General features: G+C 63.6%; 10 protein-coding genes. 9 read left to right on the top strand and 1 reads right to left on the bottom strand.

The window, feature by feature from the left end; translation table 11 throughout:
• Window positions 1-478 (bottom strand): hypothetical protein (locus tag ACELLULO517_RS23475; RefSeq protein ID WP_227309873.1); only part of this gene is annotated, 478 nt, incomplete at its 3' end.
• A gap of 665 nt (window positions 479-1143) precedes the next feature.
• Here ACELLULO517_RS23475 and ACELLULO517_RS23470 point away from each other — a divergent pair.
• The 9 genes from ACELLULO517_RS23470 (at window position 1144) to gspD (ending at window position 14009) form a co-directional block, all read left to right on the top strand.
• On the top strand, window positions 1144-3069 hold the full coding sequence (locus ACELLULO517_RS23470) for an alkaline phosphatase family protein (RefSeq protein WP_227309872.1): 1926 nt from the start codon (window positions 1144-1146) through the stop codon (window positions 3067-3069).
• A gap of 59 nt (window positions 3070-3128) precedes the next feature.
• The gene (locus tag ACELLULO517_RS23465) at window positions 3129-5039 is read left to right on the top strand and encodes an SPFH domain-containing protein (RefSeq protein WP_227309871.1); all 1911 of its coding nucleotides are present in this window, start codon (window positions 3129-3131) and stop codon (window positions 5037-5039) included.
• Window positions 5040-5070: 31 nt separating this feature from the next.
• The gene (hflC, locus tag ACELLULO517_RS23460; RefSeq protein WP_227309870.1) at window positions 5071-6216 is read left to right on the top strand and encodes a protease modulator HflC; all 1146 of its coding nucleotides are present in this window, start codon (window positions 5071-5073) and stop codon (window positions 6214-6216) included.
• Entirely contained in the window at window positions 6213-7301 is a 1089-nt protein-coding gene (locus ACELLULO517_RS23455) for an SPFH domain-containing protein (protein ID WP_227309869.1), read from the top strand. The genes hflC and ACELLULO517_RS23455 overlap by 4 nt, the downstream gene beginning before the upstream one ends.
• Window positions 7298-9283: a heavy metal translocating P-type ATPase gene (locus tag ACELLULO517_RS23450; RefSeq protein WP_227309868.1), complete on the top strand. Its 1986-nt coding sequence runs from the start codon at window positions 7298-7300 to the stop codon at window positions 9281-9283. Before ACELLULO517_RS23455 ends, ACELLULO517_RS23450 begins: the two co-directional genes overlap by 4 nt.
• Before the next feature lie 4 nt (window positions 9284-9287).
• Entirely contained in the window at window positions 9288-9884 is a 597-nt protein-coding gene (locus ACELLULO517_RS23445) for a hypothetical protein (RefSeq protein WP_227309867.1), read from the top strand.
• A gap of 103 nt (window positions 9885-9987) precedes the next feature.
• Entirely contained in the window at window positions 9988-11025 is a 1038-nt protein-coding gene (locus ACELLULO517_RS23440; protein ID WP_227309866.1) for a PilN domain-containing protein, read from the top strand.
• Window positions 11022-11678 (top strand): type II secretion system protein GspM, encoded by a 657-nt coding sequence (gspM, locus tag ACELLULO517_RS23435; protein ID WP_227309865.1) that lies wholly within the window; start codon window positions 11022-11024, stop codon window positions 11676-11678. The genes ACELLULO517_RS23440 and gspM overlap by 4 nt, the downstream gene beginning before the upstream one ends.
• Window positions 11679-11717: 39 nt before the next feature.
• Entirely contained in the window at window positions 11718-14009 is a 2292-nt protein-coding gene (gene gspD, locus ACELLULO517_RS23430; RefSeq protein WP_227309864.1) for a type II secretion system secretin GspD, read from the top strand.
• The last annotated feature ends 6 nt before the right edge of the window (window positions 14010-14015 follow it).

Genomic DNA, 14015 nt, shown 5'->3' with positions numbered 1-14015 from the left:
TGTCGATCGTCTCGCTGTCCGTGACCTCAAGCATCGCATCCGCGCCGGTCAGCGCGATGGTGCCCGGCGTGCCGTCCGCGTTCTCGACCGTGATCCCGCCCTGAACCACCACCGTGTCGCCGTCCCCGATGGTCAGCACGCCCTCGATCGTGTCGGCGTCCAGCAGTCCGATGCCGAAATCAAGCGAGCCGCCATTTTCGATGATGGTCGCGTTGGCGATCGTTCCGTCATCAATCATCTGGCCGGAGGTCAAATTGACCTCACTGGCCGAGAAAGCCCCGTCGACCTCCACAACCCCTGCCGCGTCATCAAGCAACAGGCTGCCAACCGTGACGCTGTCTGATGCGCCGACCAAGACATCCGATACCGAGGATCCGGAAATCGTTGCGCTGTCTGTCGACCCCGGCACTTGCTGCGGGGTCCAATTTTCAGCATCCGACCAGTCGCCAGAGCCGCCATTCCAATTGATGCTAGGCATGTCGACGCCTTTCCCAAAATCTTCGCAACGAAAATCTTCGCCCCGGCGTCAATGCCTGGGCGTCGGTCACATTTGATTCTTGCACATTCAATTCTTGCTATTCGCCATGCGAAAAATCCTCACGGCGACATGTAGTCGACCGGCGAGGCGTGGAGTTGTTAACCTTCGAAGAAACTCATCCTGAAGCATCAGGCCCTCGGCACAGGTTCCCGTTTCGTTTGATGCTTCCAATCGATAGGATTTTTGGGACGCATCAAAATATAAGAGGCTTGTCCTATTTTGTCGTGACGGCTTCGTGACACCTGCCTTGCGATCGGCATCCACAAAGCCCTGCCGAACTCTAAGCTCGGCGCGGTCTGCAGGCGGAAGTTATTGCGAATAAATCGCAGTATCAATCACAATCAAAAATCGAAGACGTCGAATTATTTTTAGAATCAGTCGGATTCTGAACGCATCGGTCAATAATTCGCCGAATCATCGCATTATGATTACATGCATTGCGCTCTGTGTAACCCAATCTTAATCGTTTTGATAAGGACAGCAATTGGCTCTTTCTGGGAAAAGCGGTGCGACGACATCAAGCGGCGATTCAGTCCGCGTCAATCCACTTTGGAGATGAGCCAATGAGGACCAAGCCAGTATCGTGCTTTGCACGATCACTGCGATTGTCGGTTTTTGCCGCGACAGCATTGTCTGTCATCGGCAATCCGGCAATTTCCTTCGCCCAGAGCAGCACAGGCGTTGACCAGCTTATCGGCGTCGGAAGCCCGACAACGCCGATCGACCATGTCATCGTCATTATCGGCGAGAACCGGACCTTCGACCATGTCTTCGCGACCTATAAGCCGAAGACTGGTCAAACCATTAACAACCTTCTGTCGGAAGGTATCGTCCGCGCTGACGGCACACCGGGCACGAACTTCGTGAAAGCCGGCCAGTTCTCTGCCTCGCAGACCGGCACCTATGCCACGGCGCCCGGCGGCAAAGTTCTCTATTCCGCTCTGCCGCCGGTCGGCACTGACGGCGCTCCCTCGAAGGCTGCCGACAACGATCCGCCGCCGTTCGCGACCGTCGCTGCGGTCTCCGCGATCGAAAGCGTCATTCAGGATGGCCTGCCTTCCGCAAGCTATCGCCTGCTGACCACCGGCGCGACCGGCCTGACCTCCGACAGCACCGATACCCGCGTGACTAACGGGGCAGCACCCGGGAACGGCCCCTATCAGATCTCCGGGCCGAAAATGCCTTACGATGCCTATACCGCCAGCCCGGTGCATCGTTTCTATCAGATGTGGCAGGAAGAAGATTGCGCGGCCACGCACATCACCGCCGCCAACCCCTCCGGCTGCTTGGCTGATCTGTTTCCCTGGACGGAAGTGACCGAAGGCGCTGGCACCAACGGTGCGACGCAGCCTGCGAACTTCACGAACCTGACGACGGGCGAAGGCTCGGCCTCGATGGGCTTCTACAACATGGCCGAGGGCGACGCGGCCACGTTTAAGTCTCTCGCTGACCAGTACACCATCAGCGACAATTTCCATCAGTCCATCATGGGCGGCACCGGCGCGAACCACATAGCGATCGGCACTGGCCTCGCCATCTATTACACGGACGGCCAGGGCCATATCGCAACCCCGCCGACCAATGAAATCGAAAACCCGAATTCCCAGTCCGGCACGAATAACTGGTGGGTTCAGGACGGCTATTCCGGTGGTTCCTACAGCGATTGCTCCGTCGCGACGCAGCCGGGCGTGGCCGCGGTGCGGTCCTATCTCGCAGCGCTGCCGACCGCCATTGCGCCGAAATGCGCCACCGGCGCCTATTACCTGCTGAACAACTACAATCCGGGTTATTTCGGTGACGGCACCGTCAATACCTCGACCTTCACCATCCCGCCCTCCCCGGTGCCGACCATCGGTGACGTGCTCAACAAGCACAGCCTTTCCTGGGCCTATTACGGCGCAGGCTGGAACGACTATGTGAAGGACCCGACCAGCGACACGGGCAGCATCTACTGCAATATCTGCAACCCCTTCCTCTATGAAACCTCGATCATGACGAGCGCCGCTCAGCGCACCGCCCATCTGAAAGACGTCACGGATCTGACGACGGCTATCAGCTCCGGCTCGCTGCCGGCGGTTTCCTTCGTGAAGCCGGACGGTCTGCTCGACGGTCACCCGGCCTCGTCCAAGCTCGATCTCTTCGAAGCCTTTGCGAAGAATATCGTCACGGAAGTCCAGGCGAACCCGAAGCTCTGGGCCCATACCGCCATCCTCATCACCTTCGACGAAGGCGGCGGCTACTGGGACTCCGGCTATGTGCAGCCGCTTGACTTCTTCGGCGACGGCACGCGCATCCCGGCGATCATGATCTCTCCCTACTCCACGGGCGGCAATGTCTCCCATGTCTATGCCGACCACGTCTCTTTCCTGAAGTTTGTCGAAAAGAACTGGGGACTTGAGAAAGTCGGCACCACGACCCGCGACAATCTGCCGGACCCCGTGTCCACGACCAGCAATCCCTATGCACCGACCAACAGCCCGGCCATCGGCGATCTGATGGATATGTTTACCTTCCCCGCGACCAAGAGCTGATTGCAACAGGCCGGATGCCGCCCAAAGCGGCATCCGGCTGCCTTTTAGAAGTCTGATCAATGCTAAAGCCCGACGACCGCATCGAGGTCACAAGCCTCTCTGTCATACCGGCCTTTTCGGATGCCCGCCGTATCGCGCGCATGCTGCGGCGGGTGGCGGTTGTCGACGCTCTTTGTATCCTTGCTCTTGTCGGAACACTTGCCTGGATGCGCCGTCATATCGGCGCTCTTCCTATTTTTGGGGCCATGACGCATGACGGCCTGACCGGCGCGGTTATTGCGGCTTTGGTCGTGACGCTGACCGGTCTGCTCAGCTGCCTTCTCATCCTGTCAGGCCGCGCCCGCTCTCTCGACGCCAAGGCCGTGACGCGGCCCTCCGCCGTGTCCACCGCCGCTGGCTGGCCGCAGGGCCTGCTCATTCTCGTCGGGACGGTCGCAAGCCTCATCGCTCTGCGCGCTCTGCCACCGTCAGCGATCCCCACGACTTTTGCCAATTGGCCGATACTCATTGGCCTCCTGACATTTCCCGCCTTCGTCTTCCTGATCGGTGAGCGGCTGATCGCCGCCATTCCACTGCCTTGCCTGCCCGAGCGCGTGGCGCTCACCGCTCTGCTGCGGCTGCCGGCCGCCGTCCTTCTCGCTTATGCGGCACTTTTGGCTGCACGCGGCATGGGTGTTCCCCTCGGCAGCTGGGCTGCTGTCCTGATCCAGGGCTTCGTCGGTCTGCTGGCGGTCGAACTGGCGCTGCGCACGCTCGGCATCTGGTTCCTGCCGCCTCGCGCACCGATCGCCGCCCGCGCCATGATCGGCAGTGCGGTCGCCGCTTTGCTGCAGCCCGGCAGCGTGCAACCCGGTCGGGTCGCCGAAAAACTGAGAACGCAGTTCGGGATCGACATCACGCGTAGCTGGGCAATGGGCTATGCCCGCACCGCCGCGGCCCCCGTTCTGCTCGGACTTCTGGTTTTCGCCTGGTGCCTCTCCGGTGTCGTCCGCGTCGGCCTCAATGCCCGCGGCTCGTACGAGCGTTTCGGCGCGCCCGTCGCCATGCTAGAGCCGGGGCTGCATATCCTGCTCCCCTGGCCCTTCGGACGCGTCCGCATGGTTGAGTATGGCGTCGTTCACGCGGTCGCCCTTGACACCGCGTCCGAGGGTAGCCTCGCCGGCAAGGATGTCTCGACCGCCGACGGTCCGCCGCCGCCCAGCGCCAACCGGCTTTGGGATCAGCGATTCGTCAACGAAACCTCCTATATCATCGCAAGCGCCATCGGCAGCCGCCAAAGCTTCGAGACCGCAAACGTGAGCATCAACGTGCTCTATCGCGTCGGGCTGACGGACGCGGATGCGCGTCTTGCCCTCTACAGCATGGTTGACCCGGCAAGCCTGGTGCGCTCGGTCGCCGGCCAGGAACTGGCACATTTCTTCGTCGACCGCACGCTCGCGGAAGTCCTCGGCGAGCGCAATGAGGAGATCGCGACCGGGCTCAAAACGGCCGTGCAGCAAGATCTGGACAAGCAGCATAGCGGGCTTGAGGTCCTCTCGCTGATCGTCGAGTCGCTGCACCCGCCCGGGGGCGCCGCCATCGCATACCGAGGCGTGCAAACGGCCCAGATTATCGCCTCCATGCAATATTCGCAGGAGCAGGGACGCGCCCATACCACGCTGAGCGCCGCCCAATCGACCGCCCATAATATGCGCGTCCTGGCCCAGGCATCGGCGGCCGAGCGAATCGATTCCGCGCGCGGTGAACAGTCCCGCGCAGATGCCGATATCCTCGCCCATCACGAGGGCGGCCGCGCCTTCCTGCTCGAACGCTATTTTCATAATCTTCAGACCGCCCTGGCACAGGGTGAGGTCGAAATCGTCGATCATCGTCTGGACCAGTCCCAATCGGCCATCGTCGATCTCCGCCCGGCCGCAGGGACAATGGCGACCCCCGTGCAGGCGGCCAATGCCCCCTACACAGCGCCATGACCGATCTGCGACACAAGCTGAAAGCGCCATCATGAATACCGCCGCCCTTACCGGAACCGCGACGGCCGGCCCAAAGCGTTCAGGGGCGCGGCTGGCCATTCGCCTCGCTTTCGCCGGCATCATTCTCGCCGGTGCCGCTGTCGTCTCGTCCGACGTCATGGTGACGGACGGCGAAGCCGTCGTCGTCACGCGGTTCGGAGATCCCGTGCGCGTGCTGACGCGACCGGGCCTTGCCTGGAAAATCCCGGCGCCGATCGACAGCACCATCAAGGTTGATCTGCGACTGCATACGACCTCCAGCGGCGTGCAGGATGTCGGCACACGCGACGGGCTCCGCATTCTGGTGCAGGCCTTCCTGGCCTGGCGCGTGCCGAGCGACCCCGCTCGTATCCAGCAATTCCTGCGCGCCACCGGGAACAATCCGGACGAGGCCGCGCGGCAGCTGCGCAGCTTCGTCGGCTCCGCGCTCCAGATCACGGCAAGCGACTTCGACCTCGACGATCTGGTCAATACCGACCCGACCAAGGTGCGTCTGGCCGCTTTCGAGCAGCAGTTGCAGGACACGATCGCGCAACAGGTGCTCGCCATCTACGGCGTGCAGATCGAACAGGTCGGGGTCGAGCGCCTCAGCCTGCCGGCCGAAACCTTGGCCGCGACCGTCGCGCGCATGCGGTCCGAGCGAGAGACCGTGGCCGCGGAACGCACCGCCGAGGGGTTGCGCATCGCGGCACAGATCCGCTCCGACGCGATGCGCGACGCAAGGATCACCATCGCCAATGCTCAGGCCGATGCGGCGGCGATCGAGGCCCAGTCGCGTGAGAAGGCCGCCGAGATCTATGGCGCGACCTATGCCCGTGATCCGTCGCTTTACCTGATGCTGCGCTCGCTCGACACGCTGACGGCGATCGTCGGGCCGCGCACCCGCCTCATTCTTCGCACGGACGCGGCGCCCTTCAACGTTCTGGTCCAAGGGCCGCCACAAGGGGGGGCGCCACAAGGGGGACCGCCACAGGGCAACTCCCCCACGATCGACCGTCCCGCCCCCGCTGCACCGCCGCCATCGGCGCCTGACGCGGCGAATGACCCGGCGGTCGCGACGCCGGCCCCGTCCACGCTTGCTGCCACTGCGTCGGAACTCGGCCTGTTCGGCCGCAGCGAAGGACAGGTCGCCCGATGAGCCAAGCGCCGCGCGATCCCGCCCTGCAGGGACCGGTTGCGGGCACCGTCCGCCTTGGCTTCCTCATGCTCTACGCCCTCGTCATTCTGCTCGGCGCCGGCTGGGCCAGCGGCAATATTCATCAGGTGCCGCCCGACAGCCGTGCGGTCGTCTTTCGCTTCGGGCGGGTCAATCGCGTTCAGGAAGCGGGGCTTCTGCTGGCCTGGCCTTCACCCATCGAACAGGTGCGCATGCTGCCGGCTGCTGACCGGCAGATTGCCTATAAGGTGCAGGCGCAGGCGACCGGCTTCCAATCCGACGAGACCGATTTTCAGCTGGCGCCGAATGACGACGTCATCCACATGCAGGGTGAGCGTGACCTGTTCAACGCCGCCTATCTGATGACGGGGGACGGCAATGTCGTCTCTCTGGACGCCACGCTGTTCTACACGATCACTGCCCCTTCGGCTTACCTGCTGGTGGAAGATCACGCGCTACCGGCCCTGCAGCGCATCTTCCAGGCGAGCGCGGTTTCGCTGACGGCGTCGCGCAACCTGGATGACTTTCTTGTCGCGCAACCGGATGAGGACGTGACGGCACCGGGCAGTTCCGCCATCAGCGCCCTTGCCGCACGACGCGAAGCGCTGCGCAACGATCTGGTCGCCGCGATGAATGCGCGGCTGAACCGGCTGCGCGCGGCAGGGGAGGATCTCGGCATTGCGGTCAGCCGTGTCGATCTTGTGGCGCTGCTGCCGCCTGTCGCCAAAGCCGCCTTCGATGGCGTGCTGACGGCGGCCCAGATTGCGGATCAGAACGCCGCCGCCGCCCATACCGATGCCGAACACACCATGCAGGACGCCAATCAGCAGCGCGACGGCATCATTTCATCGGCAGCGGCTGCCGCCGATGAGCGCATCAAGACGGCCATGACGGATACCGCCCCGATCGGCGCGCTGGAAACGCAGGAAACACCGGCTGACCGGGATACGCTGCTGACCCACGCCTATCAGGACGAAATCGCCGCCATCCTTCAGCATGCGGGTGAGGTGACTGCCGTCGATCCGCGCAGCGCCCAGCAAATTCTTCTTCCGGGACCGATGCCATGAGCGCGACCGCCCTTCCCCATTCTGGCCTGGATCGTGACGCCGACAGCGATAAGGCGCCGCGCCCGACGCTGCTGAGCTTCGCCGAACGGTCCTCCCTCGCCGTTCGCCTGACCCTCTCCATGGTCGCGGGCGGGCTGCTCTGCATCGCGCTGATATGGCGTGTGGTCTTTCCCGCCGATCAGAGCTTGTCTGAACTGGTCGCCGGTCTGGCGGCCTTGCTGGTGACTGTGCCTGTCATGACGGCCGCCTGGGACAGCCTGCGCCACCCCAGCCTTCATGGCATGAGCGATCAGCTGGTGGCGCTCGCGCTGCTGGCCTGCTGGGCGACCGGGGATCTTATCACCGCCGCCATCCTGCCCATCGTCATGATCATCGGCCATGTCCTGGAGGAGCGCAGCCTGCTCGGCTCCCGAGAGGCCATCGGCGCGCTTGGGCGGCTGGTGCAAAGCAACGCCCGGCGCCTGACGGCGGATGGTCGGTCTGAGGAGGTGCCGACCCAGGCTTTGCGCATCGGTGACCGTATTCAGCTCCATGCCGGCGACCGCGTGCCGGTGGACGGCATGATCCTCGACGGCGCGGCCAGCATCGATACCGCCTCGCTGACCGGTGAGTCTGTGCCGATCGAAGTGCAGGCCGGCCAGCCGATCATGGCCGGCTCGGTCAATCTCGACGGCAGCCTTGTCGTGGAAGTGACCAGCATCGGCGACGACACCACGCTCGGCAAGATCGTGGCGCTGATGCATGAGGCCGAAGCCGCCAAACCGCCGGTCACGCGGCTGCTGGAGGCCTATTCCGGCCATTACATGGTGCTGATCCTGCTGGTCGCCGCCGGCGTCTGGTTCGCGACGGGCAGTACCGCCGCCATGCTCGCCGTGCTCGTCGCCTCCTGCCCTTGCGCGCTGGTATTGGCCGCACCGGCCACCGCCGTGGCGGCCATCGCGGTGGCCGCTCGGCACGGCATTCTCATCAAAGGCTCCGCCTTCCTCGAACAACTGGCGGAAGTCACCTCCGTCGTCTTCGACAAGACCGGCACCGTCACGTCAGGCAAGCTCAACCTCGTAGGACTGCACGCCATGCCGGGCGTCGCGGAAGGCGAAATGATGGCGCTCGCCGCCAGCCTGGGGGCTGAGAGCAACCATCCCGTCAGCCGGGCCCTTGCCGGCATCGTGCAGCCCGAACTGCATCTGCCCTTGCATGAGGCGAGGGAGGATCGGGGCCTCGGCATGCATGCCAGATTGGGGGAGGACCGGATCGCCATGGGCCGCCCCGCTTTGCTCGCCTCCTTCGGCATTGTCGCGCATGACATGCCCGACCATGACGGGCCGATGGTGGCGCTCAGCCGTGGTTCCCGCTTCCTGGGTTGGCTGATGCTGGCCGACGAACCCCGCCCGGAATCCTTCGAGGCTTTGGAGGATCTGCGGCAATTGGGACTGCGTCGCCAGATCCTGCTCACCGGAGATCGCGCCAAGGTCGCTCAGCGTATCGGCCGCCAGCTGGGCATCGGCGACATTTGTGCCGACGCGCTGCCCGAGCAGAAGATGCACCGGGTCTTGGACGAAGTGCAGCAGGGCTTCAAGCCGATGGTCATCGGCGACGGCATCAATGACAGCCTGGCGCTGAAGGCGGGCGCCGTGGGTGTGGCGATGGGCGCCCAGGGCACTGACGTCGCCCTCGCCTCCGCCGATCTTGTGCTGATGACGAGCGATCTGCGCCGGCTCGCGACCTGTATCCGCCTCAGCCGCCGCTGCCGCCGCACCATCCACATGAATGTGGCCTTCGGTCTCGGCTGGACGATCATCCTGATCGTTCTGGCCGCCTGCGGCTTACTGGGCGCGGAGGGCGCGATTATTGCGGCCGTCGTGCATAATTTCAGCACCCTGGTCGGCATGGCAAATTCCGGCCGCCTGCTGCTGTTTGACGAAACCGTCGCTGTACCGCAGGCACCTACGACAAGCCTTGCCGGCGCCGCGGCGGTCGCCTGACGCCATGGCAGGACAAGCCGTCATCGCGTTTTTGCGGCAGCATCGGGCAAATCTTCTGCTCAGTGGTTTGATCCTGTCGCTGGCGGCCGCGGTCATCGTGGAGGTCTTGCCCGCTGATCCGCGCGAACCCGTTTCAGGCGGCCGTCCAATCGCCCTGCCGAAGATAGATGCCTCCGCCAAGGATGCGGCAGGACCCGCGCAGCAATGGCAGGATAAAGCGCTGGACCGACCGCTTTTCGCGTTGGACCGGCGACCTCTGCCGATAGACGCCACGCCTGACGGCACCATGCCGCGCCTCTCCGGCACCATCCTATTCGGCAATACGGCGATGGCGATCTTCGAAATGCCCGCCGGTGCGGGCACCGCCGCCGGGACCGATGCCGGCAGCCCTCCACCGAAATCCTTGGTGCTGGGAACCGGCGCCGAGGTCGCGGGCTGGACCATCCAGACCGTGTCGGATGAACGGGTCCTGCTCACCAAAGCGGGGCAAGTTCGCGCCTTGGCTCTGGCATTTTCCAAGGCGCCACCGCCGCCGGTCAGACGTGCTTCCTTGATCCGCGTGCTGCACGGTAAACGAACCAATGTCTTCTATCAGCCCTGATGATAGCGACGGCTCCGTTTTCTCCTCCAAAACTGTCACGAAACTGAGATCGCCCTCGTCGAAAAACCCGTTAAACTTCGCCGATTAGGTCGAGATGTCTGCCATGCTTGCTGAATTTCTGACGTGGTGGACAAGACAATGGCAGACCCTTGTTCCGATCTCTTCCAAGCTTCTGCCAGACGGCAAAACACCCGGTGTGACCGTCAGGGTTCAATCCACTGGCGATGATCTCAATATCAGCCTGGAGATTGGCGGCGATGGACAGCAGACCGTTGTCCTGCCTTTGAACGATGAAGGTCTCGCCCTGCTACGCGCGATGCCTGGGGCAAAACACGCGCCGCTGCGTTTGCTCCTGCCGCCCGGCACAATTCTGGAACGCGCGGTGTCCTTGCCTTCGGCGGTCGAACGGGATCTCGGCCAGGTTCTGCAATACGACATGAACCGACTGACGCCCTTCACGGTCGCGGATGTCTTCTGGGACTGGGTCGTCGCCGGCCAGGACAAGCGGCTTGGCAAGCTTGATGTGCGCCTGCGTCTTGCTAAGCGGGACAAGCTCGCGCCCATCCTCGGCGCGCTGCAGACCTACGGCCTTCATCCGGATTGTATGGAAAGTCGCGGTGCCCAGGCAGGCTCACCCTTCCGCGTGATCCGGCTTAAGCAGGAAAAGACCACCCGATCCGCCCGCACGCCGATCCGCATCGCGGCCCTCGCCGTCTGCTGTCTGCTGTTTGTGACGCTCTGTGCCACCCCTTTCCTGCGCCAGCAGATTGAGATCGCCACGATCGGGCGACAGATTGCGGCACTGCAACCCTCCGTGGCAGCCGCAGCGTCTCTGCGCCGCAGCATCACGGCCGATGCCGAAAGCAATTCCGTCCTCAGCGTTGAACGCAGTCTTTCTGGCGCCCCATTGCAAGTTCTGGCTTCCGTCACCGATGCCTTGCCCGACGGCACATGGCTGACCGACCTCACCCTCCAACAAAGGGTTCTGCGTCTTGACGGGGAATCCCACGCTGCCGCCCAGCTTATCGGCAAACTGGCCGGCGTCGATCTCATCGGCAATCCTGCCTTTATCGCACCGGTGACGAGCGACACCGACCGCCATACGGATGTCTTTTCGATCAGTGCCGAGATCCGGCCTTGAGCGCGTCTCTCATCAAGCGATTGCCTGAGGGCCGGGCAGGACAAGTGCTGGCCGTGGGCATGACGCTCGCAGCTCTGGGTCTTGTGTGGTCGGGCTGCGTCGCGCCCTTGACCGGTCTCTTTGCAGCGCGCGAGGCGGCGCGTGCCGATCAGGCCGGCATGCTGGCGCATATGCAGATGATTGCGGCGGATTTGCCCAGTCTCCGCCGGATCGCGCGAGAGGCGAAAGCGGACCGCACAACAGGGTCGGCCTCCGCCCTCATCCCGGGCGCTACCGACGCCATCGCTGCCGCCAATCTGCAGAATGCCTTGCAGGATCTTGCGGCCGGCAGCGGCGTGCTGCCGTCCAGCGTCGAAGTGCTGCCCGCGCTGCAGCGGGGCGCGTTTCGTCGTATCGGCTTGCAGATCGAAGCGACGACGACTTGGCCGATCCTCATCAGCCTCATGAAGGCCATCAACGACAGCGCACTCGGACTTGTCGTCGATGACCTGTCGCTTCACGCATTGTCGGACGGGAGCAAGGGCAATGGCATCGATGCCAGCCACCCTGCCCTCGATGCCAGTTTCATGGTCTTCGCCTTCCGTGCCGGCACGGAGGCCGGTGACCATGCCCTCACGCGGTCCGTCGCCGTCATGACCAATCCAGCCAACTGACGTGCAACGACCGTCATGAGAAAAGCATAACCCGCCCGAATGCCATCCGCCCTTTCAGCGCATTGGTTGCGCCATCTCCTTCCCGTTTGCCTCACGGTCGCCAGCCTCGGCGGATGCGTTCGGCCAACCGCGCCGCCACCACTGACGCCGCTGCCCACGGTCTCATCCGATGCCGGCATGGCCTCCATCCGAGAGGATGGCCCGGTCGGCAGAACGACGTCGCTTGGCGCCGGCGGCGTCAGCTATGGCATCAGCAACACGCCATCCGGCAGCAATAGTGGCGCTAGCGTGACGGCCCCTGGCGCGACCGGCGCGGGTGCCACGCTCGATTTTGCCGACACGGATATCCGCGCCGTGGCCGCCCAGATCCTCGGTGCGATCCTGCACGCAAATTACACGATCGATCCGGGGGTTCATGGCACGGTGTCGCTGCATAGCTCGACCCCGATCAGCACCGACCAGCTTCTGCCGACCCTGGAGGTTTTGCTGTCGCAGGTGAACGCGACGCTGGTGACCGACGGCGCGCTCTATCGCATTGTGCCGACAAGCGGCGCCAATTCATCCGGAATCGCCACGGCACCCAATGCCGCGGGCAGCCAGATCATCCCCTTGCAATATGTCAACGCGGACGATCTCGTGCGTGTGTTGCAGCCCTTCGTCAGCCAGGGCGCACGGATCGCCGCCGCGCCCGGTGGCAATGCCATTCTCCTGGCGGGCGACCCGACCGCACGCCAGGCATTGGCCGGGTTGATCGCGGCCTTTGACGTCAATAGCCTGGCCGGACAATCCTTCGCGCTGTTTCCAGTCGACAGCGGCAGCGCCAAAGATGTGGCAACCGCGTTGCAGCAGGCGGTCGATACCTCCGGCAGCAGTTCTGCGCGCGGCCAGGCCAGCAGCAATCAGGCGACGCATGTCATTGCGATGGATCGCATCAATGCCGTTCTGGTGACCGCGAATAACGCGTCCACCATCGCCGCCGCGGAGCGCATTTTTGATCTCATCCGTCACCGTCAGAACACGACGACGCGCAGTTGGACGGTTTATTACCTGCAGAACGGGCATAGCAACGACGTCGCCTATATTCTTCAGCAGGCCTTCACACCCGACCATGTTACCGCGACGCCAACGCCGACGGCGACCGTCAAATCCATGACCGACAATTCTCAAAGCGGCAGTAGCGGCGGGGGGATCAACGGTGCCGGCGGCGGCGGTCTGGGCAATGGTGGTGTCGGCGGCGTTGGCGGCGGCAGCCTCGGCGGTTTGGGCGCGAGCGGAAGCGGTCTCGGCAGCAATAGCGGCAGCAATTCGTCTGCCAGTGCCAATCCGCTGCTGGGCGGCCTGGATGCGACGAGCGGCGACAGCGGCAGCTCCAATAACGAGATGCGGATCATTCCCGATGGGCAGAACAACGCCCTTCTCATCTACGGCACCCCGCAGGAGTTGAATACCGTCCAGGCGACATTGCGCAAGATCGACATCATTCCCCTGCAGGTGCGGATCGACGCGGTGATTGCCGAGGTGCAGTTGAACGACGCCTTGCGTTACGGCACGCAGTTCTTCTTCAAAGCCGGTGGCCTGAACGGCACGCTGACCTCGGTTTTCAACGCGACCAATAGCTTCAGCGGCTATTTCCTCGCCGGCAGCGATGCATCCCAGGTCGCGCTCGATATGCTGCAAGCGGTCAGCACCGTGCACGTGCTTTCCTCACCGGAACTCATGGTGTTGGACAACCAACCGGCGCGGTTGGAAGTGGGCGATCTGGTGCCCTATTTGACGCAGCAGGCGCAAAGCACCGTGACGAGCACATCCGACATCATCAATTCCGTGTCCTACGAGCAGACCGGCGTCATTCTGGAAGTAACGCCGCGTGTCAGCAGCGACGGTCTCGTGACGCTCGACATCGCGCAGGAGGTCAGCAACGTGAATACCACGGCAAGCTCAAGCTCCTCCACCACGGGCATCAACTCCCCCACCTTCACGCAGCGGGATGTGCAGTCCCGCGTCGTGGTGCAGGACGGCCAGACGATCGGCCTTGCCGGCCTCATTCAGGATAGCGTCACCCGCAGCAATCAGGGGGTTCCTTTCATCAAGGACATTCCGGTGATCGGCGCGCTGTTCGGTCAGCAGAACAACACGCGCACGCGCGATGAGCTTTTGGTCCTCATCACGCCCCATGTTATCCATGATCAGCGGGACGCGCTGGACCTGACCCAGGATCTGCGCGAGCAACTGCCCAACGCGGCGGCGGTGCCGCAGGTCTTGCAGCAATTGCCGCTGAGCGGATCGGATGATCCGACCGCGGGATTGCGCAGGCGCCTCGGCTCACCCTGAATCCTG

The sequence above is a fragment of the Acidisoma cellulosilyticum genome, assembly GCF_020621385.1.
Classification (GTDB): domain Bacteria; phylum Pseudomonadota; class Alphaproteobacteria; order Acetobacterales; family Acetobacteraceae; genus Acidisoma; species Acidisoma cellulosilyticum.
Note: the sequence above shows the minus strand (reverse complement) of the source record. Positions and strands in the feature narration are given on the sequence as shown.

Excerpts from the sequence above, each read along its gene's own strand:
- ACELLULO517_RS23465 (WP_227309871.1), top strand. The coding sequence starts at position 3,129 with ATGCTAAAGCCCGACGACCGCATCGAGGTCACAAGCCTCTCTGTCATA.
- hflC (WP_227309870.1), top strand. The coding sequence starts at position 5,071 with ATGAATACCGCCGCCCTTACCGGAACCGCGACGGCCGGCCCAAAGCGT.
- ACELLULO517_RS23455 (WP_227309869.1), top strand. The coding sequence starts at position 6,213 with ATGAGCCAAGCGCCGCGCGATCCCGCCCTGCAGGGACCGGTTGCGGGC.
- ACELLULO517_RS23450 (WP_227309868.1), top strand. The coding sequence starts at position 7,298 with ATGAGCGCGACCGCCCTTCCCCATTCTGGCCTGGATCGTGACGCCGAC.
- ACELLULO517_RS23445 (WP_227309867.1), top strand. The coding sequence starts at position 9,288 with ATGGCAGGACAAGCCGTCATCGCGTTTTTGCGGCAGCATCGGGCAAAT.
- ACELLULO517_RS23440 (WP_227309866.1), top strand. The coding sequence starts at position 9,988 with ATGCTTGCTGAATTTCTGACGTGGTGGACAAGACAATGGCAGACCCTT.
- gspD (WP_227309864.1), top strand. The coding sequence starts at position 11,718 with ATGCCATCCGCCCTTTCAGCGCATTGGTTGCGCCATCTCCTTCCCGTT.